The following is a 23,833-nucleotide window of genomic DNA, read 5'->3' as shown; positions in this document are numbered from 1 at the left end:
AAGTGTATCTGCGATCGCCCAAATAGAATTATAGCCGATCGCGCGATCGCCCCAGCGTGCCTCTGGCATATCCCTCGCTCAAATCGCCACACCGCGAAGACGGGCGATCGGGCCAACTCAAATTTGTATTACAATAAGAGATTATTAAAATAAATCCTCTACCTGAAGACAATTATTATCAGCGGCAGGAAGACATTATCGGGCGCATTAGGGCTCGCCTAAAGCCGCCGAGGCGAATTGAAGTAGTGACTCAAAAGACCTTTGCCACTCCCCCCACATGGCCGCTTAGTTGCGGGTGGTGGTAGTCTTACAATTTTTTTGATTAACAGGCTTTTAGCCCGCCGCTTAAGATATACAATTGTGAAATTACTTGAACCACCGAATAAAATATTAGCGGGCTGTGGTACCGTATTAATTGGCGGTTAATCCTAGTCCTAAAAATATCAACAGGACTTACTAGCAAGCTAGAAATAGGGCGTAGCGCGTAAATCTCGGGTTCCAAAGCGACGAGTTTTAAGAGAAACCGGGTTGGTGAGCGTAAGTCCCGCTCGAATCTAAAATCTGAAATTAACAAAGCGATTCAAGCAGATGTCTCACAGCGCGACCAAGTGGAAAGGATGGTCGATACGTGCGAGCAAGAACTCGGTCAAATCGATATTTTAGTGACAAATGCGATCGCTAGCGTCCGAAACACCTTGCTGGAAACTAAATTTGAGGATTTACAGCGAACACTAGAAATAGGGGTGTACGGTGTGTTTCACGTCTGTCAAATAGTCGCCCGCCGTATGGTGCAAAGGAAGGCCCAAGGCTCGATTATCCATATCTCATCCCCGCACGCCCATTTTCCCTATAAGGGTGCTATTGACTACAACACCACCAAAGCAGCCTGTCATCACCTCGTTCTTTCTATGGCCAATGAACTGATGTGGCACAAAATTCGGGTCAACATCCTAGAGCCTGGGTGGACTGACACTCCGGGTGAGCGGCGCTGGTACAGCGACGAATTGCTTGAGTCGTTCAGCCACCGAATGCCTCTTGGCCGGATGGGATTTCCCGAAGACTTAGGGAAAGCAGCAGTTTTCCTGGCATCTGATGCAGCTAGCTACATCACGGGTAGCGTGTTAAAGGTAGATGGTGGACTGTACATTGAGGGCAGCCCGAGTTTGACAGCAGAATCAGAAAATAAGTAGGTAGGCGGCATTAAACGAACCATCTAACAGTATCGAAACATTGCTCAGTCAGCCACGCTTAAGGCTCAGGATATTTTACAATCGTTTACATAATTGCGTTTTACAGCGCCTAAGCTGTTGCGGCATTTAAATTGTCTGTCAAAAAACAATCAAATTTTTGTGGGGTGGGCGTCCCGCTCGCCTCGAATATGCGATTTAAATGCGTAGCAGCCTACCTACTTAAAACAGAGTTTGTTGTTGTGCTGTCTGCGGTTGAACACAACAACAAACTTTGTTGAACTAAGCGCTAGCCTTGGAGTAGCGCTTGTTAATTTCCGTCCAATTAACCACATTCCACCAAGCTTTTAAGTAGTCAGCACGCAAATTTTGGTATTTGAGATAATAAGCGTGTTCCCAAACATCGTTGCCCATAATTGGATAGTTGCCCTCCATGAAAGGAGTGTCTTGATTGGCAGTAGTTGTAATCTCCAGTTTGCCGGCTTTATTGCGGACTAGCCAAACCCAACCGCTGCCAAAACGCTTGGCGCCGGCCTCGTTAAATTTTGTTTTAAAATCGTCAACACTGCCGAAAGTTTGCTTAATTGCTGTTGCAATTTCTCCTGTGGGTTCGCCGCCGCCTTTGGGACTCATGATTTCCCAAAACATACTGTGATTTAAGTGTCCGCCGCCGTTATTGCGCACGGTTGTGCGAATATCCTCCGGCACTTTGCTCAAATCTCGCAGCATATTTTCCGCACTGATATTTTTGAGTTGCGGGTATTTGCTGATAGCATCGTTGAGGTTTTTAACGTAAGCGGCGTGGTGTTTGTCGTGGTGAAATTGCATTGTCCGCGCATCGATGTGCGGTTCTAAAGCATTGTATTCGTAAGGCAGAGGCGGCAGTGTAAAAGGCCCGGGGGTTTGGGCTATTTTTGGGCTTTCTGCAACTGCTGTTGCTTGCGGTACATTATTTCCTGACGCTTGGCAAGCACCTGCGGTAATAGCTCCGACGCTGGCCGTCAGCAAATACAAGAAATTTCGGCGTTTAAGAGTCATAAAAAATACCTAAGTGAATTATTAACTGTTCGATCTCAGATTAAAGCAAAATAGGAGCGAGTTTAGAAAAAAAGTTAGTGAAGCGCAGCAATCCCGAGCAGGTAAGCTGTTATGCACCTAGATTGTTTGTGGTATTAGAGGGGGATTCGGGGAGAGTCCGAGAGGGTCCGAGGATTTGACGAGTTTTGATATGGGATCGAAATATGCAATTTAAATCCAGAACAACTTATCGCCCGAATGGATGAGACGGATGGGCGATGGTTGTGAGAGTTCCTCAAGTATAGGCTAATTGTGTGCGCTTAACTAAATCTCACCTGCTCGGGTTAACCAACCCGGTTTCTCTCTGGAAACCGGGTTTTTTTTTGATTATTGTTGCGACAAACGCTGGATGGCTTCGCCTCCAAAAAGCCGATCGGCTGCTTGAAGAATACCGGGAATTTTAGCAGCGTGGGGACTGTGGGCTAGACAGCGGCGCAAGTCTAATTCATTGAGGCGATCGGCTTTTTGGCCGGGGAACCAGTGGCCCGCATTACCTAAAAGGTTGTAGCGCATCTTGCAATAGTCGATCGTATCGTAAGCCTGTGCCAAATTCCACAGCCACAAAATCACATAAATATTAATACCTCCGGGAGTATTTTCGATCGTTGGTAAACCTACGTGCCAAGTTTTAAACCAATCTTCTCCTAATTTATTAATTGCTGCATTTTCCAACCTTGCTAATATCGGTGGCAAAATTTCATCGGCTCTCTCTAACAATTCTACCGCTTTCAGATGCTCGTTAAAATCTTCAGGTTTTGCTGCTCCTAAACTCAAAGTGTGTACTTGCGGATGCGACAAACAAAACAAATCGTTAAACACCATCGGACTCAGCGGATAGCACAAGTCTACCAATTTTTGCGGGGGACTGTAAAGCTGACCGCCTTTGTCGGAAGGACTGATAATAAAAACGCCCATATCGTGACGTTGAGCAGCTTCAATAGCCGGCCAATTACTTTGATTGATGTAGTACCAGTGCAAGTTAAGATAATCAAATTGATTAGTTTCAATTGTTTTGATAATCACATCCGTCGGACCGTGAGTTGAGAAACCAATAAACCTAACTTTGCCTTCTATTTGCAACTTCCTCGCCACATCCATGCAGCCGCCCGGACGTATAGACTCCTCTAGCAATTCCCACGTATTAATACCGTGTAGCGACAGTAAATCGACGTACTCCAGTTGCAAGTAAGCTAAGGATTTATCAAAGTCTTCGCGAAACTCTTGGGAGTTTGGTTGGGGACTAACTTTCGTTTGCACTATCAACTTTTCGCGGGGAAATTTCCGGAAAATACACCCCAATTGCATTTCGGAAGTGCCGTAACTGCGAGCAGTTTCTATGTGATTGATGCCGCATTCAACCGAGTAGCGAATGGTCGCTTCTAAATTTTGTTGATTGTCTGGTGGAATTTCATTGGCTGGCACGTCTTGCCATTTGTACTGATATCTCATGCCACCGCAGGAAAAGACGGGCATGGATAATTCTGTGCGACCGAATCTGCGATATTGCATCATCATAATCAAAGTCAATCGATTTTAGATTTTAGATTTTAGATTTTAGATTGACCCCACGAATAAATGCGGGGGCTTGAGGATTTTCGATTTGAGATTTGGGATTGATTCCACGGATAAATCCGGGCTTGTACCATCAAGAAATTCTTGGTCAAAGCTATAGCAGAAGGAAGAGGGAAGAAGGAAGAAGGAAGAAGGAAGAAGGAAGAAGGAAGAGGGAAGAAGGAAGAAGGAAGAGGGAAGAGGGAAGAAGAAAGAGGGAAGAAGGAAGAAGCTGTAACAATCGCAAGGGTTTCACTGATTAAGAACTTCTTAATAGTCTTGGCGGTTGCTATAGGGTAATCAACCTTATTTTTGGTATTTTTGCGGGTTGTAATTCCCATATTGCAGCCTTCTCCTGAACAGGCAAGATGCCTGTTCCACAAAGAGTTTTTGACTCCCACTGGGGAAGTTTTGACTATTTAGAAATTTCCCTTACTACTGGTTTGCCGTCTTTGATTTCCCCGACTAAAACCAAATCTGTACAGTCTACAAACAAACCATTTTCTAACACACCGGGAATGTTATTCAAGCTTTTTTCCATTTCTCCGGGGTTGGCAATGTCATCAAATTTGACATCGATTACCATATTACCTTGATCGGTAATTACCGGGCCTGCTTTTTTCACACCCATGCGGAGTTCTGGTTTGCCGCCCAATTTTTCAATGGCGCGCATCACTGGTGTTAATGCCATCGGTATAACTTCGATGGGTACGCGAAAAGTCGAACCCAATTTATCAACAATTTTGGAACTGTCAACTACTACAATAAACTGAGCGGCGAGGTAATCGACTACTTTTTCGCGGGTGTGGGCGGCGCCGCCACCTTTAATTAAGTTGAGGTGGGGATCTACTTCATCAGCGCCGTCAATAGCAACATCTATTCTGTCAATTTCATCTAGTGTTGTCAGCGGTACTCCGTACTGTTTGGCTAACACTTCTGATTGAAAAGATGTCGGCACTCCCTTGATATCTTTGAGTTCACCAGATTTTATGCGATCGCCTAAGGCTTGAATAGTATAAGCTGTAGTTGACCCGGTGCCGAGTCCGACAATCATACCAGATTTTACGCGATCGGCTGCAGCAAAGCCGACTTGCTGTTTCATCAATTTTACGGGATCTTGTTCTGTGGTCATGTTCGGTACTCCTTAATAGTTTTAAGATTATACCATTTATTATGGATTTATTTAACCGCAGAGAGCGCAGAGAACGCAGAGAGGAAAAAGAAGAAGAGAGGGAACTCGCAAATTATTTTAACTGGGAACTTCTCTCTTTTTTCTCTGCGCCTTCTGCGCCCTCTGCGGTTAAATAAAAAAATTTAGTTCACAAATCGGCGGATAATTGCCACAATGAAAATTGGATTTCTCGATACTTATACTTGGGATTACAATATTGAAACTCCTTACTGCAAACCTTTGGGCGGCACTCAGTCGGCTATTTGTTATTTAGCCGAGGCGTTGGCTGCACAGGGAAACGAGGTATTTTTGCTCAACAATACTTCTGAGTCGGGGATGTGGCGCGGCGTTGATTGCAGGCGGAGGGTGGGGGACAAATCTAATTTAGAATTGCTGCGATCGCTCGATTTTTTAGTTATAGTCAATACAGTCGGCAAAGCCCTGGAAGTTAAGCGACTTTTGGGCGAGAGCACTCTATTAATTTTGTGGATTCATAACGAACCCGGCTTTGTATTTCTCCAAGATTTTAAGAATGAGCCAGAAATCAATGCTTGCGATGCCTTTGTATTCGTCAGCGACTGGCAGCGCGAGCAGTTTCATCGGCACTTTGGGATTGACTCCACTCGCAGTTGTGTTTTAAGAAATGCGATCGCACCTTGTTTTGCTAACATTTTCGCCGATAATATTTCTATCCTCCCTCATAAATCTCGACCTCCCATTCTAGCTTACACCAGCACTCCATTTCGCGGACTTGATATTTTGTTAAAAGTCTTTCCCGAAATTCGTCAAGCTGTCCCCGGAACCAGATTAAAAGTATTTTCAAGCATGAAAGTACACCAAATAGACGGCAATAATAACGAGCTTTTTTTCGGTCAACTTTACCGCCAGTGTCAGGAAACAGAAGGCGTCGAGTACGTCGGTTCTGTACCGCAACCCGAACTGGTCCGGCAACTTCGTTCTGTCGCGGTTTTAGCTTACCCGAATACCTATTTGGAAACCTCATCTATTGCCGTGATGGAGGCGATGGCCAGCGGTTGCCGGATTGTGACGAGTGAATTGGCAGCTTTGCCGGAAACAACTGCTGGATTTGCCCGTCTAGTTTCAATGTCAGGGGTGGAAAACTTGGCATCGGTAACTAATTGGAACTGTGCCGGGAAACCAGATTGGGAGGGATATACAAGGCGGTTTTTAGAGGCGATAGTCGGAGTTTTAAAAGAGGGCGCGGGTGGGGGAGGCGCAACTGCTGAAAATCATCTGAGACAGCAGGTAGAATATATAAATCGAGGGTATACTTGGTCTGTGCGAGCCCGAGAGTGGGTAGAATGGTTGAATATTATTAGTGTAAAACCTGTAAGAGTAGCAGAGCAAATGATAACGGAGTCGTTGGTGGATTTAGAAGCAGCTAAAGCATATTTGGTAAAGGGAACTCTGCTGAAAGATGCAGGCGATATTGGTGGCGCTATCGAGAATTATCAGAAAGCTTTAGAGTTCAATCCGGGAGATGCAGAAGTTCATAAAAAGTTGGGGGAAGTTTATGTTTTGCAAGGGGAATTTGAAAAGGCGATCGCCTCTTGCAATCTCGCGATTAAATTCCAACCGAATTTTGCTCCTGCTTGCTTGACAATGGGGAATGCTCTCCAGGCTCAAGATAAGCTGGAAATGGCAATTCAAGCTTACTTGCAAGCACTGAAAATTCAGCCGGAATTTGCTGAAGCCTGCGCTAATTTGGGCAGTATGTATTACAAGTTAGGGCAATTGGAACAGGCGGCAAGTTATTACGAAAAAGCTCTTGAAATTAATCCTCAATTGTGTTCTGTTAATTTGATGTTAGCCAGCGTTTTGCAGGAGCAAGGAAAGTTTGATGCAGCAATTGCTTGCTATCAAAAAGTCCTGCAACTGCAACCGGGAGATGCTAGCGCTGCTGAGAAACTATCGAGTTTGATCGCACAAAAACAGCGGGAAACTACGGACAGCAAATTTATCGAATTAGAAACAGAATCAGGTGCACAGCAACCCGTATCTATCAACAAAGATGAAGGCTACGGCTTGCAGCCTTCGAGCATCAATTTGCCGCCAGCGCCAACCACTGAGACTGTAAATACTCCGTTTACAAACCCTGCCGAAGTTTCCGAACAAGTTACTTCGCTCAATGTTCCAGATAGCGGACAAGTTGTCAATTTTCAAGAAGTAGAACCGTACAAAAACCTCGCCGAAAACTTTTTAGTTCAAGGTAAAATTAAAGAGGCGATCGCAGCGTGTCAGCAAGCGCTAAAAATTCGACCGGATTTCATCCACGCTTACGTCACTTTAGGCAATGCTTTGCAAGCAGTGGGCAAAAATGAAGCTGCGATTCGATCGTATTCTCAAGCCTTAGAATTGCAGCCCAATTTTGCGGAAGTGCGCGCCAATATCGGCAGTATGTATTTCAAAATGGGGCGTTTGGAAGAAGCGATCGCCTATTACCAGCAAGCGATTGCCCTCAGTCCAGATTTAGCGGGCGCTCACTGGAATTTAGGGAAAGTATATCAGAAACACGGCAACATCCAAGCAGCGATCGCCTGTTTTAAAAGAACATCTGAACTCAACCCGCAGCTAGTCGGTGCAGACTTCCACTTTAACTTAGGTAATCGACTTTTTAGCCAAGGAAAGCGCGACGAAGCCATCGAAAGCTACGAAAAAGCGCTCGCCATTAAACCGGATTGGGCCGAAGCTTACGCTAATATCGGCAGCGCCCGATCGCAACAAGGCAATCTCGATGCCGCCATCGCTTACTATCAGAAAGCTGTAGCTTTAAAGCCGGAATTAGAAGTTTTGCACTTCAATATAGCAAATTCTTTTTTACAGCAAAATAAGTATGAAGAAGCGATTACTAATTATCAAAATACTCTCAAAATTAAGCCGGACTGGCCGGAAGTTCATGCTAACCTCGGCAGTTGTTTTTCCCTGCTGGGGCGGCTCGAAGAAGCTATAGCTAGCTATCAGCAAGCTTTGGCATTAAAACCGGATTGGGCAGAGGTTTACTGTCGCCTGGGACACATTCAGAAACACGATAAGCCGTTGGAGGCGATCGCCAATTTTGAAAAGGCGATCCAATCCAACCCCAAATTCAGCGAAGCCTACCAACAACTGTGCGACTTGCTAAGCCATTCCACCAACCTTGCAGGAGCCCGCAACGTCGCAGACAAATACTGCGAAAACTGCGGCGATATCGCCCCAGTCATGTCAGCTACAGCCTACGTCTTTTCCTACCTGCAATCAGGTGTCAGCAAACAGGCTATTCAGAAACTAGAAGAAATCGAAAAACTCTGCTACGAAAAGGTCGAGACCTTTAGTATAATTGAGCTCAAACTGCTCTACGAAATCTTCCTGTTTGCAGTTTCTCACCTGCGAGATAACCGCGAAAAAAATGCCAGTTTCTACAGACTAATTGCCAAAGAATACTACAAAAAAGCTGTCCCTCAACGCCCCGTGAATAGAATCAAAGCCGCCAATAATCCGGGACAACAGCCTTTAAAAATCGGCTTTCTTTCCAAACACTTCCGCCGCCACTCGGTAGGTTGGTGCAGCGAAGCTTTAATTCGCGAATTAAGCCACATTACCCCCCACGTTCACCTTTACGTCACCGGGAAACTCAATCGAGATGAGGTTACGCAGCGGTTTGAAGAAATGGCGGGCAAGTTTTACTGGCCTAAAAAATATCCAAACGGCTTTGCTGACGGTGCCGAAATCCTCGCGGAAGTAGCGCAAGACAACTTGGATGTTTTAATAGACTTAGACTCGATGACAGTACCGACAAATGTCGAAGTGCTGTATCAATATCCTGCGGGAATTTGCGTTTCTTGGCTGGGATTTGACGCGCCTTACATTTCAGACAACCACTACTTTCTGTGCGACGAGCACACTCACCCCCCTGGTGTTGAAAAAAATTATTTAGAACAGCTAGTAAGATTGCCTGTTTGTTCGGTAGCAATTGGCGAACTGCAAAGCGTTCCTGTGAATCGAGAGGCGGTTAGAAATGCTCTGGGAATTGGCTTGGATCAAATGACTTATCTGTGCGTTGCTCCGGGCAGAAAAACTAATCCCGAAATGGTACGAGCTCAAGTTAAAATTCTTAAGGAAGTACCAGATAGTTTGTTGATCCGCAAAGGTCAAGGCGACCCCGATGTTATTCACAGCACTTACCGCGAAGAATGCGAAATTCAGGGAGTAGATTTTGCTCGGATTAAGTTTATAGGGCAAACCAGAAGTGAAGAAGAACACCGGGCTATTTATTATGTAGCCGACGTGCTTTTAGATTCCTATCCTTACAACGGGGGGACTCACAATTTAGAGGCTTTGTGGGCAAATTTGCCAGTGGTAACTAGATCGGGCGACCAATATCTTTCGCGGATGGGTTACGCTTTTATGAAAAGTGCAAATCTTGATGTCGGTGCGGCGTGGAGTTGGGAGGAATACACGCAGTGGGGAGTTAAGTTTGGCCGCGATGCTGGTTTGAGAAATGCGGTGAAAGAGCATTTAGTAAAATCTAAGCAGCCAGAACATCTCGCACCTTTGTGGAATCCTAAAAAATTGGCTAAGGATATGTATGAGGTGTTTCAAAAACTGTTAGCTAAACAGGTTAGTCAGTAGTCATTAGTTAGTAGTCATTAGTGATGAGAAGGAAAAATTTCCGCCTCTGGCACTCTTGACCAAGAATTTCTTAATGGTACCCGCCACGTGATTTATCCGTGGAATCAATCCCAAATCGCAAATCGAAAATCCTCAAGAAAGAGCATTTATCCGTGGGGTCAATCTAAAATCTAAAATCTAAAATCTAAAATCGATTGACCTCTTTCTGTGAAGTCGTGTCACAATCTTTGTGAAAATGCGTAAAAGCTACGCGCAGAGTCTGATTAATACATAGCTGATTCATGGTACCGCGATCGCACTAACTTTATGCCAGTTAGGGCGATCGCTTTTTTGTGGTGCCAGAATTACGCAAAAGTTAAAAATTGCGTAATTTTTTTGACAACAGGTAGAAAAAAGCTAACACCGATCGGTAAATTTGCTAGGCTTGATTTCTAAAACTCAGCAAAACATCTACCTTTAAATACATCATGCCCGACATTACCCTCTACGACGCGATTAGCAACTTTCCATTTCCAGGCGGAACGCCCCCCGGCATAGGCACGCCCAGCGGCACAGGCCTTGCTTACGGACAGCTACCCTTACCTTCCCTAAATCCCCTGGTTTTGCCGGCTACGGGTGCGTTTACGCCAAACACAACTGGTATCAATACTGCCACTATCTCTCCCAATAACCCTTCTGGCGGCTACGCGGGTTACACCAATTACAATCCAACCTCGCTGCTTCCGGGTCAGACAGCAGCGATATTGTCGCCTTCCACCGCGGCCACATTAGATCGCACCGCTGGTTATACGATATCTTTTAATGCAGCGATTCCGACAGAAACTAGCAACCCCAACCGCGCTGGCTTTAGCGTCACAGCTATTAGCAGCGACGGCTTGAACGGTTTAGAATTGGGTTTTAAAAACGGCAGAATATTCGGTCAGTCAGCAAATTTTGTTGAGGCGGAAACAATTAATTTTAATACCGCTGCAAATAACAATTATGTCCTGAAAGTACAAGGCAGCAATTATGAACTTTTTGCTAATAATTCCCCAACTGCCATCCTAACGGGACCGCTGCGTCAAATCCAGTTTGACCCCGCTGCGAGTTCTCCTCCTTTAAGTTTCAATCCTTACAGATTGCCGAGTTTCCTATTTTTTGGCGACAATACTGACCAGGGAAGCGCTACATTTCGTTTGGGCAGGATAGCTGTTAATGATTTGCCTGTTGCTAGTCCCGATCGTGCGATCGCAACTGTCGGCACTCCTAATATTAAAATTAAAGTCCTGGAAAACGATACTGGTGGCACAAAGGCGCTGAGAGTGCAGAGTGTTACTCAACCAACCGGCGGCACTGTGACTGTTGACGACTGGATTTATGCAGGAGGAAATTTCACCAATATCGGGGGGCAGCCCCGCAACAGAATTGCCCGCTTGTACGGCAGCGACGGCACGGCAGATCCTACTTTTAATCCCAATGCGGATAATTTAATCAGGTCGATAGCGATCGATGCTAACGGCAACCCAGTTGTAGGTGGCTTCTTCACTAATATCGGCGGGCAGCCACGGAACCAAATTGCCCGGTTGAACAGCAGCAACGGCACGCTAGATACTACTTTTAACCCCAATGCGGATGGTGCTGTTCTTGCGATCGCGATCGATGCTAACAACAACCCAGTTGTAGGGGGCACTTTATACAATATCGGCGGACAACCCCGCAACTTTATTGCCCGGTTGAACAGCAGCAACGGCACGGCAGATCCTACTTTTGATCCCAATGCGAATAATGCTGTCTATGAGATTGCGATCGATGCTAATAACAACCCAGTTGTAGGCGGCGAATTCACGAATATCGGCGGGCAGCCGCGCAACGATATTGCCCGGTTGAACAGCAGCAACGGCACGGCAGATCCTACTTTTAACCCCAATGCGGATGGTAGAGTCTTTGCGATCGCGATCGATGCTAACAACAACCCAGTTGTAGGGGGCCAATTCACGAATATCGGCGGGCAGCCACGGAACAGAATTGCCCGGTTGAACAGCATCAACGGTACAGCAGATCCTACTTTTAACCCCAATGCTAACTCCAATGCGGATCAAGTAGGTATCATTGCGATCGCGATCGATGCTAACGGCAACCCAGTTGTAGGCGGCGAATTCACGAATATCGGCGGGCAGCCACGTAATTATATTGCTCGTTTGAACAGCAACAACGGCACGGCAGATCCTAGTTTTGACCCTAATGCTAATGCGAATAGTGGAGTGTATGCGATCGCGATCGATCCTAACAACAACCCAGTAGTAGGAGGCGGTTTCACGAATATCGGCGGGCAGCCCCGCAATTATATTGCCCGGTTGAACAGCATCAACGGTACAGCCGATCCCACTTTCAACCCCAATGCAGATGGTATAGTCAATAGGATCGCGATCGACCCCAAACGCAGCATTGTCTACACCCCTTACCCCACTTTCAACGGCCTCGACACCTTCTCCTACACAGCAACCGACGGTTACAGTACCAGCACTTCAACTGTCAGCGTCCTCGTCAACAATTCCCCAGTCCTAGACAATTCCGGCACGCTTAATTTAACAGCAATTAACGTTAACGAAACCACCAACAGCGGCACATTAATATCAGCGATTATCGGCACTAAAATTACTGACCCCAACGATGCCATTTCCCTGCGTCCGAGAGGCATCGCCCTCACAAATTTAGATACTACAAACGGTAGTTGGCAGTATACAACAGACGGCACAGCCTGGAACAATATTACTACTGTTCCTACCCCTGCAACTGCACTGTTGTTAGCAGCCGACGCGACAACTCGCCTCCGCTTCGTTCCCAATAGCAACTACACCGGAACTGTTACTAACGGCATTACCTTCAATGCTTGGGATAGAATTACCGGCACTAACGGCGGCACGGCTAATGTCACAACAGACTTAACAACTAACGGCTTTTCTAGTGCTTTTAGTACCGCCAGCGAAACAGCCAGCATTACAGTTAGTCCTTTACCTGCTATTACTAATATCACATCAACTCAGGCAGATCGAAGTTACGCGATCGGTGCAACAATTCCCATTACCGTTACATTCAATCAACCAGTTACAGTTACGGGTACGCCGCAGCTTACCTTAGCCACAGGCGGTGCAGGTACTGTCATTAATTATGCCAGCGGCAGCGGCAGCAATACTCTGACATTTAATTACACAGTAACAGCCGGCAATAGCAGTTCCGACTTAGATTATACTTCCACAACTGCCTTATCTCTCAACGGCGGTAGTATTAAGAATGCTGCCAATGCTGATGCTGTCTTGACTTTGCCGAATCCGGGTGCTGCTAATTCCTTGGGTCAAAATAAAAATCTTGTAATTGATGGCATTGCCCCAACTGTAAATCCGACCACTATTGCTGATATTACGGCGGCGGGGGGAACCAGTCAAAGTTTTACTGTTACTTTTAACGATAATAGTGCGATCGATGTTACAACTCTCGACAGTTCTGACTTTTTAATCAATTGGTCAGGCGGTGGTATTCCTGTTAGCTTTGTCAGTGTTGATACTAATACTAATGGCTTGACGCGGACCGCAACTTATTCATTTACTCCGCCTGGGGGAAGTTGGGATATTGCAGATAATAATCCAACTTACAGTATTAATCTGCAAGGTAACCAAGTTAAAGATACTGCTGGGAATCCTGTAAATGCTACGACTTTAGGAACCTTCAGCGTTAATATTACCGCGCCGACTCCGACTCCGACTCCGACTCCGGCTCCGACTCCGGCTCCAACTCCGGCTCCAACGCCGGCTCCAACGCCGACGCCCACTCCAACGGGAACCCCGACTCCGACTCCAACGCCGACGCCCACTCCAACGCCGACTCCGACTCCAACGGGAACACCAACGCCGACTCCGACTCCAACGGGAACACCAACGCCGACTCCAACGGGAACCCCGACTCCAACGGAAACGCCAACGCCCACACCGACTCCGACTCCGACTCCAACAGGAACACCGACGCCCACTCCAACGGAAACACCTACTCCGACTCCGACTCCAACGCCGACTCCGACTCCAACGGGAACTCCAACACCGACTCCGACGCCCACTCCGACTCCAACGGGAACTCCAACTCCGACGGAAACTCCAACACCGACTCCGATGGAAACTCCAACACCCACACCATCGGAAACACCGACTCCAACGGGAACACCAACTCCGACTCCGACGCCCACTCCGACGCCCACTCCAACGTCCACACCTACTCCGACTCCAACGGGAACCCCGACTCCGACCGAAACGCCGACTCCGACTCCAACGGGAACCCCGACTCCGACGGAAACACCAACTCCCACGCCATCGTCCACGCCGACGCCAACCCAATCGGGAACACCGACTCCGGCTCCAACGGAAAGCGATTGCATTTGCGATACTATCCCTGGGCCAAATTTCAACCAACCAAATCAAGTTGACAATATTATCAACAGCAATAGTAGCGGTGAAATTGAGTTGGGCACTGCGGGAAATGATGCTTTTTACGGCAGTCCAAATCCGAACATTTTCGATGGGGAAAAAGGCGACGACAACCTCTACGGCGGTGATGGCAACGATATCCTTTACGGGAACCGAGGCAAGGATTTTATTGAGGGTAACAAGGGAGATGATCTCCTTTTGGGAGGCAAAAATAATGACATCATTGTTGGCGGGGAAGGTGAAGATATCATTTTTGGCAATCGTGGCAACGATTCCATAAATGGCGAGGAAGATAACGACTTAATTTTTGGTAATGAAGCTGATGATTTTATCGACGGCGGTAAAGGTAATGATTCTGCATTTGGCGGCAAAGGTAATGATATTGTGTTCGATAGCCAAGGCAACGATCTTCTCTACGGCAATTTTGGCAGCGATACTCTCTGCGGCGGGGCTGGTAATGATTTCTTAAGCGGCAATCAAAGTAGCGATTTGCTAGATGGCTGCGAGGGAAATGATACTCTCTTTGGCGGGGCTGGTAGTGACACTCTTATTGGCGGTTTTGGATCTGACATTTTAATCGGAGGTTTGGAGAATGATAGTCTAGTTGGAGGTCTAGGAAATGACACGTTTGTGTTAGAAAGTAACGCCGGATTTGATGTTATTTCTGATTTCACATCAGGGCTGGATGTGCTACAATATAAAGGCGCAAGTATTGGGGAATTGGCAATAAGTCAAATTCCCGAAGGCACTTTAATAAGTAAACCAAGTGGGGAAGGTTTGGTGCTGTTGCTAGGGGTGCCAGCTAGTGCGATCGCCCTTAGCGATATAATTTCACTTTAGTGAGTAGTCGATCGCCACTCGATCGCGCCCGCCCGACTTAGCTCGATAAAGTGCCTTATCCGCCGCTTCAATCAACATTTTCGGGGAATTTTGACTTTGGGAAACGCCCGCAACTCCCAAGCTGAGAGTCACACAATCGCTGACAACAGACTTGATGTGGGGAATTGCTAAGGCTTTGACGCGCTGGCGGATTCCCTCAGCAATAGCCTGTGCAGCCACGATATCCGTATTTGGCAAAATTACCCCAAATTCCTCGCCACCGTACCTAGCAGCCAAATAGAGGCGTTCTGCAGGTGCGTTCGTGCAAGCATCCGCAATCGCCCGCGCCACTTGCTGCAAACAAGCATCCCCGGCTTGGTGGCCGTAATTGTCGTTGTAAAGTTTAAAACAGTCAATGTCGCACATAATCAAAGATAGCGGTTCCTCCGAGCTCGACTGCTCCCATTCCCGGTTGATTACCTCGTCAAATCGGCGGCGGTTAGCTAATTGAGTCAGACTGTCCAAATTCGCCAACGCATCCAACCGCTGGTTAGCAGCAGCTAACTGCTGGTAAAGTAAAGACTGTTCGATCGCGATCGCCACTTGAGTACCCAACTGACTCAGCAAATCCACGTCAAACTGCTGCCACGGGCGGGGTGCCGAACAGTGGTGGGCAATCAGCAAACCCCACAACTGCGGCACTTGACAAGAAGGATTGCCATCGCGGTGTTCTATTCCCTGCTGGACAATCGGCACTACCAAATTTGCCTTCACCTGACACGCCACCAAAAAATTAATGTGACACTCGGTCAAATTAGAAGCATGAATATCTTCTATGGCGCGAATGCGGCCCTTTAAATACTGTCCGATGTAAGTATTGGCAAAACAGCAATCGTCAATTGCCATCCCCTTTAGCGGCATCCATCCTTCTGCCACCGACTCCACCACCACATCTCCGTTCCAGCCGGGTCGGAAGCGGAAAATCAGCACGCGATCGGTTGCCAAAAACTCCCGCACTTCCGCTACTGTAGTGTTGAGAATATCTTGGAGATCCAAAGAAGAACGGATGCGCGATTGAATCTGTGCAATCAGGCGTTCCCGTTCTATTTGTTGTCGCAGCGCGACTTGGGCTTGCTTGCTTTGAGTAATATCCCGACCTTCCGGCAGCAGCAATACTATTTTGCCAGTTTCATCCGCGACCGGTTTGAGAGAAAAATCAACAGTTGCCGTCCGATTTACACCTTGAACTTCCACTTCATAGCGGACAAATTCACCTTTTGCCGATCGAGAAATCGCATCTTGCAACTGTTGGCGAACTTCCTCAGAATCTCCCCACCACGGCAACAGCCAAAACGGTCTATTTGCCACATCCCGCAGCTTAATTCCCGCGAAATCCAGAGAAGTTTGGTTAGCTTCCAGGAGAGTGCCGTCCGGTTTCAACAAGCTCACAAATTGGAAAGAAGAATCAAAAATTGCCCGAAAGCGCCTTTGAGAATCCCCCAACATTGCCGTCACCTTTTCCCGAGAGGTAATATCGCGAAAGCGCCACACCCTGCCAATAATATTATGTCCGACTCGAATCGGCTGCGTGTAGCGCTCAAAAGTGCGGCCGTCTTTAAATTCTAGAATATCGCAGCCTTCGGACTCCGCATCGCTATAAATTTCTTTAACTCTCTGCAAAAAAGCGTTCGGATATTTAACTTGCTTGGTGAGGAATGTCAGCCGCACCGTTCGATCCATTGAGTTTCTAACTTCTTCATAAATTCCCCACATTTGGACTAACTTTTCGTTAAAACTAATCAGTTCTCCGGCGGTAGTAACGGCGAGAATCCCGTCTGCCGTTGCTTCCAAGGTAGCGTGCAGCAGAGAGCGCGAACGCTCTAATTCTGCTGCGATCAGTTTGCGTTCCGTGAGGTCTCGCACTGCTTTTACCTGCACTAAACGACCTTCCCAAAATACGAATTTGCTGCGCACGTCAGCGGGAAAAGCAGTGCCGTCTCGCCTGATAAAAATAGTTTCACAGACTGTATTGCTAGCTGCAGAAATCATTTGCGGCGCCTGTTTGTATGATTTCGGCGACAGCAGTTCCAGCAAGCTCATTCCCGCCATAGACGCAGGTTCGTAACCGAACAGCTCGGCAAACTTGCTGTTGACGCTCAAAATTGTGTCGCGGTCAGCCACGGCAACTGCTTCAAAATAATCTTCGCATTCGAGCAAGCGCGCTGCCGATCTGCTGCTGCCATTTTCTCCGGAATAGCTGTTGTTAATTAGCTGTTGTAATTGCGTATTTGCCGAGTACAAAGCGGTCATGGCTTGCCTGTACATACCCGTGCGCTTTTCGACTTTTGCTTCAAGTTTATTGCGATATTCTCGCAGTTTTTTCTCGACTCTAATTAAATCAGTAATATCTACTGCAAAAACGATCACGCCAACGACTTGACCTGTTTCGTCGCGGTAAGGTATTTTATCTGTCCGCACCCAGCATTTTTGACCCGAGACAGTTGGCAGCAGTTCGATTTTGCCGTGTTTGGGAAGGCCGGAATTGATTACTTCCAAATCTTCTAAATAATATTGCTCTGCTTCATCTGGATAGATTTCATAAAAAGATTTACCTTCTAGTTGAGAGGCGGGCAAACCTCTCGATGCAGCGGCGGCTTTATTAATTCGCAGCAGGCGGCTTTCCGTATCTTTGTACCAAATCATCGCCGGCACGGAATCAAAAATAATTTGCTGTTCTTGTTGCTGCCGGCGCATTTCTGCTTCTGCTTGTTTTCTTTTAATTATTTCTTTTTGCAGTTTTTGGTTGGCTTTTTTGAGTTCAGCAGTGCGTCTGTCTACTCTTTCTTCTAGTTGATCGTAGTATTGGGTCAGCAAGCTTTGCTGCTGTTCGCGCCGCATTGCTTCTAATTTAGAGTTTTCGCTCTCTGACAAACTTGACGATATAAAGTCTGCTAATATTTTGGTTAATTCCTGTTCTTCTTCCGTCCAATCCCCCTCGGAACCGTGGCGTTCGGCGCTGACTATTCCCAACCTTTGACCTGCCAGCACAATCGGTACGTTTAACAGGGAAATCCTGTCCCGATCTGCCAAATAAAGACCGACAAGTTCTCGCGTTCTCGGGTCATTTTCGGCGGCCGCTGTGGCGATCGCACTTCCTGATTTTAAAGCTTTAAAATATGCCGGACAGTCGGCGGCTGTGATGATTATTTGTACGGAATGGAGTTTAGTATTTTGTTCGTAAAGGTCAATACAGTGAAGCTGAGTTTTGTTTTCACCGTACAGCCAAATACTCGCTCGATCGCAGTTGAGAATGTTGACAGCCGTTTCTGTTACTTCGCGGATGAATTGTTCTATATTGTTGCGTTCTTTAATTTGAATTTGGGCTAATTTTGCAATCGCCAAAGTTGGAGGGCGCCAATTTTCTCTCTGTTTGGACGGCGCCGATAGCGTGGATGACTGCCAAGCCGGCTTAATTTCTTCGCAAACTAACAGTACAGCCGGCCCTTGGAAATTGGGAATGGAGCTACCATTGGTATTTTTCTCTATTTTCCACTCGATCGCAGGCATGGCGCGCGCTGTTGCTTTTACCGTGATAATTCTGCCGTCTTTGCAAGTCAAATAACCTTCCCAACAGGCAACTTTTGGAGTGGGCGTACCGTTTTCCTGGCCCAATCCGGCAAATTCTGCCTGCATTTTCCCTTGATACGGGCAGTAAAATATGTTAAAAACTGAATGACAAATTAATTCTTGCGATTTGTAGGCGAGGCGAGATTCGCCGAATTGATTGAGCGAAAAAACTCTTCCCAAAGCATCTAGGACGAAGTAAATGCCAGGAAAATTGTCGTAGAGAGTTCGATACCAATCCTGTTGGACTTGTGGGCTGCACGAAAGTTTTGCTGACGCGAGCTCGCCCTCCGTGCCGGTTAAGTAAGAATTGTTGGTTTCTGGGTTGCTTGAATGACTTTTTTTAGCAAACACTTTTAGCTTAACTCGACTGTAATTAATTTTACTTTCTGGAATTTAACTTTCTTGTGAAACTAAATTAAACCTGTTGTTTTAAAAAAGTTACAAGTTGTAACAAAATTACAACTTGTCCAGCACCATGCTTTTCGCTTCCCAATGCAACCACTGTGTTTGTTTGTAGTTGGTAGACCCTCTGCCGGCGATATTTCCCGCTAGTTGCAATGCCAGCAGGTTTAGCTGCAATTACCCGGTCTGTACTTTTAGCATCCTAGACAATGGAAAAAACCGACTATCCCTGATTTTAAGTATATATGATAACACTCAAATATTTAGTATTGGGACTGAGCTACTTGGGATTTGGTTTGGGATATTTGCCGGGGCTGCGGATGAACCGGGCGGCCCTTGCAATTGTTGGGTCAGCTTTGGCGGTGGCTTTGGGGATACTTGACCGGAAAACTGCTTGGCGGGCGATCGACCCCAGTACGATGTTTTGTGTTGGGAATGACGATCGTGAATATAGTTAAATTGACTCTTTAATAAATATTTTTAATAATTAAGTTAAGTAAATCTTATAAAGTACAATCGGTCACGGGCTTTAGTTCGATAGTTTATACTTAATCTTGTCCAACAAACGCTAATGAGGTAAGGAAGAATGACTGCCCAACCCGCTGCGAAACCCAGACTTAATTCTGCGTTCAAACAACTGATGTCTTTACACTGGGCGATGTCAGCTTGCTATTTAGTGCTGTTTATTACCGGTCCGTTTATGGCTCAATTGCCGAGAGAATTGTTTATCCGAAATCCGCTTTACGCTTTTCACAAATCCGTAGGGGTGCTGACAATGGCTTTCCTGACTTGGCGGATTTTGACTCTGCTGCGGGTATGGTGGAAAAAATATACGAAACGCCTGCCAAAGTTTACCAAGGAATGGTACAAAAATTTTGCTCTGCACGCGACTTTGTACGTTTTTATGTGGCTAGTTCCGGTTGCTGGTTTCTTACTTTCTAACTCTATCAGAAATAAAAATGTGCCATTTTTCGGAATTGTTGTCCCCGATATGTTTCCGAAGAATCCCGCAATGGTTGAGGTGGGAAGGAGTTTGCATTTTTGGCTTGGGTACACGTTTTTAGCTTTCGTAATTTTGCATATTTTAGCTGAGAAGAAAGTTGTGAGAGCTAATTGGCGCAGGTTGACAAATTTTGTTCGCACCAAGTTCTCAAAGTCTCAAAAGGTTGGATAAATTTGCGGTGGGTACTATTCTCAATTGGTAGCGGTAGGGTGCACGCTGCCTACCGTACATAATTAGTTGATGCGTCCAGGACTATTTATGATAAATTTACTGCAAAACTCGCTATTTTCCACGGTGATATTCTGAAACTTCTCCCATCGTCTGACTTCTGGGGCAAATTTATGGGTTGTTCTAATAAATCGACGGGGTGACTAATCGCCAAACCCAAATCGCTCTTTAATTCCAACTTTGCCTCTGCACCGCGACACTCGTAACACCGCAAAATCCAGACATTAGAATCATGTTCCGATTGTTTGAATGCCATCAGCACTAAATTTTCGGCGGACAAATCCAAAAACTTGCCAACTGCGGGCAGAGTCTTGTGGCCATTTTTCTCTAACTTGGGTAACACCTTTACTAGCAGCGGTATATTCAACTCGTACCCCTGTCGAACAGTACCTGCATCCTGCCAATTTCCGCTGTGGGGATAGACTGCACAAGTAAATTCGGAAAGTCCTACATCTGCTTGTTCATCCGGCCAAGTCGAACCCCTAAGCAAAGTTAGGCGAATTTGATTTGGTTGAAGGTCGCAACCGTATTTGCAATCGTTGAGCAAACTCACTCCAAAACCGTCATGGCTGATATCAGTCCAGCGCACAATCGGCACTTCCCATTTTGCTTTTTCGGCGGGTGTTTGCGGCTTGGTGGTGCGAGCGATCGCACCTGCGGGAATTTCGCAAGTTGCAAAATCTGCTTCTACATTTAACCCAAAGGCTGTTTTTACTAAAACGTGACTTTCTTGCCAATCTGCAACTGTCTTGATTTTCAGCAGCGGCGAACCTATTTCTACTATATAATCTTGGCAAAACTCCGATTTGCCAATTTGTCGGACTGCGCGCAAACTCTGCCGCAATTCTCCCTCCTCTACCCAAGAAATATCTTTGAGTGTCGGCGCGGGTAATTGATGCTGTTCATAATTTGGATCTATGTTCCAAGCATCCCAATATTGACCGCTGTCTTGAAATGCTTGCAGTTGATTGCCGCCTGCTGCATTCAGGACTTCTCTGTTATTTACTTTATCCCAAATGCTGGATAAATTCCCGGTTTTTCCGTCTACTGTTGCCCGAATAAATTCATTTTCTAAAACCATTTCTGCGTCTGCAAAATGCGTTTCTTGACAAGGTGTGTTTTTTTGTGCTATACCGTATGTAAGTTTTGATAACTCTGTCTTTTTTTCGGTTTTTGGAATCGCGGACGCATTATCCACAGTTTGATCGTCTTCGCGACACAGCCAAAACACCTGGTAGCCAACGGCGGGGAGATTATTTGCCCAGAATAACAGTGTAGAGTGCGATCGCGGTCGATCGCCCCTGACAATCTGCGAAGCCAATCGCCGTCGGGACAAGTCGTAAATTTGCCAAGCTGAATCAGGGGAATCGGGAAGCGGTACGGCGACAACCTCAGAGCGCGACCAATTGAGGGTATTGAAAATCAAAATTGGTTGAGCGTCGGGTCTAGGAGGGGAGGGGAGAGAAATTTGAGCCGAGATTGCATCCAAAGATTTTAGCAGGATTTCGCGACAAGTGCGATCGACCTCGGCAAAGGCTAGATTAGCATCTGCATAAACTTGGGCGATCGCAGAACCGGGCAAAATATCGTGAAACTGGTTAAACAAAACTTGTTTCCAAGCTGATTCTAATTCTGATTTCGGATAAACTGCACCAGTACAAATCGCCGCCAGGGAAGACAGCAACTCCGCTTGGTAGAGCAGTTCTTCGCAGCGCCGGTTTTGGCGTTTTTGGTCGGCGCGAGTCGTGTAGCAACCCCGGTGGAATTCTAAATAAAGTTCGTCTTTCCAAACGGGGAGAGTGCGGGGAATAGTTTTGAGTTGTGAGACGGGAGGATTTGCCTCCTTCATTGCCGACAAGTTTGAAAATTCTAGCGCCGGAAAATTCTCCTGATTGTGGGATTCTGAAACATCGCTTTCTGGCTTAGTTGTCGCAACTTCCGGCAAAAACTGACTCTCAATCAAAGACAAATAATCAACCGCTTTGGCAAACTCCAACCTTGGGAAAAAAGGCGACATTTTCCAGCGTTTCGCCACCTCCAACATATCACGAGTCGGGCCACCGCCGTGGTCGCCAACCCCAGGCAACCAAAGAGCATCTTGCAAATTAGTTTTAGCTTGCCAGTCAAAAGCATGACTTGCCATTTTTACAGATTCTATACCTTCACCAATTGGAGAAGACATCATGCTAAATATTTTAGTACCGTCCAACCCTTCCCAGCAAAATGCACCGTAGGGAAATTCCGTTGTATCGTTCCAACGCAACTTTTGCGTCACAAAATAGTCAACTCCGCCTTGCCGCAAAATCTGAGGTAATTGCCACCCAAAACCGAAAGTATCCGGTAGCCAAGCTACCCGCATCAATTCCCCAAATTTTTCTTTTGCGTAACGCTGGCCGTAAAAAACTTGCCGCACCATTGATTCAGCGGAAATCAAGTTTAAATCCGGTTCTACCCACATCCCGCCGACAACTTCCCAGCAACCCGCCGCCACCTGTTTTTTAATCGCAGCAAATAAATCGGGCCGATGTTCTTCCATCCAAGCATAAAGCGCCGGAGTTGAATGGCAGAAAATCAAATCGGGAAACTCCGATTGCAATTTCAATACCGACTCAAAAGTTCGCTGTGCCGCTTGCCAAGTTTCCGGGACAGGCCACAGCCAAGCTAAGTCTAAATGAGCGTGACCCAGCAAATAGATTTTACCTGTATATATAGATGCCTGAGCACCAGGTTCTCCTATATATATAGATGTAGGATTGGTATTTTCTCCCACCTCAAAAACCTCATCCCTTCTTCCTCCCTCTGTGTTCTCTGCGCCCTCTGCGGTTCCCTCATCTAAATCCCCAGAAAAACTCTGCAGATATCCCAGTAAATTGTGGCGCAAAACAGACAGCGAGCGGTCGAACTTTTCGCGATCGCCCACCGCCGACCAATCGAGCAAACCAAGCGCCAAATCCATCTCAGATTTCAGCATTTCTCCCTTGAGAAAAATTGCGCGATCGCCTATTTTTTGAGTTGGGAGGTATTGGGAATTTAAATTTTCCCGATTACCAAACAGCGAATTCTGCAAAATCTCTAATTCGGCAGCCACAAAACCCGGATCGAAACAAGAAGAGTCAGCAGCTTCGTACAAACAAATCGATCGCACTAAAGCCCCGCTATCGTGACCCGGACTTACCAACCGCAAAATTACTAAAAATTCATCTCCGGGATTTGCCGACGAACTCAACAAAACTCGAGCGGCACAATCAAATAAATCTCCCTGGCCCACTAACTTGCCGCCTACAAAAATTTGAGCATCTTCTGCCCACCAAGTCAAGCCCAGCAGCAACCGCAAACCAACCACAGGATAGCCGTGCAAATTGTCAGGAATTACAAATTGCTGGCCCAAATACAAAACTTGCTTCCCAGACGGCCAAGCAATATGTCCTTTGCCGTTAAGTTCGGCAACAGGCCAGTTACAAATATTTACTGAAGAGACAGCAGAGTCAGAATCGCAGTACCTCCAACCAGACTGAACCTCCACTTGACTGAGGCGGCGCAACTTTTCGACAGTGGCAGAAATATTGTTGCTAGCAGGTGACACAGAAGCGCTCATTTTTAGCTAAAATAGGACTTGTGTAGGAATCAAAGATCCGAGTGAACGGCCCCGAGGCTTATGACGCGGCGAAGAAATAAAGGTTTCAGAGGG

11 protein-coding genes are annotated in these 23,833 nt (G+C 46.5%); 6 read left to right on the top strand and 5 right to left on the bottom strand.

Annotated features, from left to right (window positions below; translation table 11 throughout):
- Window positions 1-488 precede the first annotated feature (488 nt).
- The gene (locus QUB56_RS15460; protein ID WP_332956232.1) at window positions 489-1,190 is read left to right on the top strand and encodes an SDR family oxidoreductase; all 702 of its coding nucleotides are present in this window, start codon (window positions 489-491) and stop codon (window positions 1,188-1,190) included.
- Window positions 1,191-1,469: 279 nt separating this feature from the next.
- Here the strand turns inward: QUB56_RS15460 and QUB56_RS15455 are convergent, their stop codons facing one another.
- A complete protein-coding gene (locus tag QUB56_RS15455) occupies window positions 1,470-2,225 on the bottom strand; it encodes a Fe-Mn family superoxide dismutase (RefSeq protein ID WP_332956219.1) in 756 nt (251 codons plus the stop codon).
- A 366-nt stretch (window positions 2,226-2,591) separates the two neighbouring features.
- Window positions 2,592-3,776 carry an aldo/keto reductase gene (locus tag QUB56_RS15450; protein WP_445243356.1) on the bottom strand — a complete coding sequence of 395 codons (1,185 nt, stop codon included), beginning with the start codon at window positions 3,774-3,776 and terminating at the stop codon, window positions 2,592-2,594.
- A 101-nt stretch (window positions 3,777-3,877) separates the two neighbouring features.
- Here QUB56_RS15450 and QUB56_RS15445 point away from each other — a divergent pair, with 101 nt between their 5' ends.
- On the top strand, window positions 3,878-4,078 hold the full coding sequence (locus QUB56_RS15445; protein ID WP_332956218.1) for a hypothetical protein: 201 nt from the start codon (window positions 3,878-3,880) through the stop codon (window positions 4,076-4,078).
- Window positions 4,079-4,230: 152 nt separating this feature from the next.
- Here QUB56_RS15445 and rpiA read toward each other — a convergent pair whose 3' ends face one another.
- A complete protein-coding gene (gene rpiA, locus QUB56_RS15440; RefSeq protein WP_332956217.1) occupies window positions 4,231-4,947 on the bottom strand; it encodes a ribose-5-phosphate isomerase RpiA in 717 nt (238 codons plus the stop codon).
- Window positions 4,948-5,160: 213 nt separating this feature from the next.
- Here rpiA and QUB56_RS15435 point away from each other — a divergent pair, with 213 nt between their 5' ends.
- Window positions 5,161-9,615, top strand: coding sequence for a tetratricopeptide repeat protein (locus QUB56_RS15435; RefSeq protein WP_332956216.1), 4,455 nt, complete (start codon window positions 5,161-5,163; stop codon window positions 9,613-9,615).
- A gap of 467 nt (window positions 9,616-10,082) precedes the next feature.
- Window positions 10,083-14,906: a choice-of-anchor Y domain-containing protein gene (locus QUB56_RS15430; protein ID WP_332956215.1), complete on the top strand. Its 4,824-nt coding sequence runs from the start codon at window positions 10,083-10,085 to the stop codon at window positions 14,904-14,906.
- On the opposite strand, the gene QUB56_RS15425 is transcribed toward QUB56_RS15430, so the two are convergent.
- The gene (locus QUB56_RS15425) at window positions 14,898-18,863 is read right to left on the bottom strand and encodes a PAS domain S-box protein (protein WP_332956214.1); all 3,966 of its coding nucleotides are present in this window, start codon (window positions 18,861-18,863) and stop codon (window positions 14,898-14,900) included. The two genes, QUB56_RS15430 and QUB56_RS15425, sit on opposite strands and share 9 nt — an antisense overlap.
- Window positions 18,864-19,159: 296 nt before the next feature.
- Here QUB56_RS15425 and QUB56_RS15420 point away from each other — a divergent pair, with 296 nt between their 5' ends.
- Complete coding sequence (locus QUB56_RS15420) at window positions 19,160-19,372, top strand: hypothetical protein (protein ID WP_332956213.1); 213 nt, start codon at window positions 19,160-19,162, stop codon at window positions 19,370-19,372.
- Window positions 19,373-19,500: 128 nt separating this feature from the next.
- Entirely contained in the window at window positions 19,501-20,088 is a 588-nt protein-coding gene (locus QUB56_RS15415) for a cytochrome b (protein ID WP_332956212.1), read from the top strand.
- Between the two features lie 85 nt (window positions 20,089-20,173).
- Here the strand turns inward: QUB56_RS15415 and QUB56_RS15410 are convergent, their stop codons facing one another.
- Entirely contained in the window at window positions 20,174-23,740 is a 3,567-nt protein-coding gene (locus QUB56_RS15410) for an alpha-mannosidase (RefSeq protein ID WP_332956210.1), read from the bottom strand.
- Between the last annotated feature and the right edge of the window lie 93 nt (window positions 23,741-23,833).

It is taken from the genome of Microcoleus sp. AR_TQ3_B6, assembly GCF_036702785.1.
Lineage (GTDB): Bacteria > Cyanobacteriota > Cyanobacteriia > Cyanobacteriales > Microcoleaceae > Microcoleus.
The sequence above is the reverse complement of the archived record's forward strand: the minus strand, read 5'-3'. Positions and strand labels throughout refer to the sequence as shown.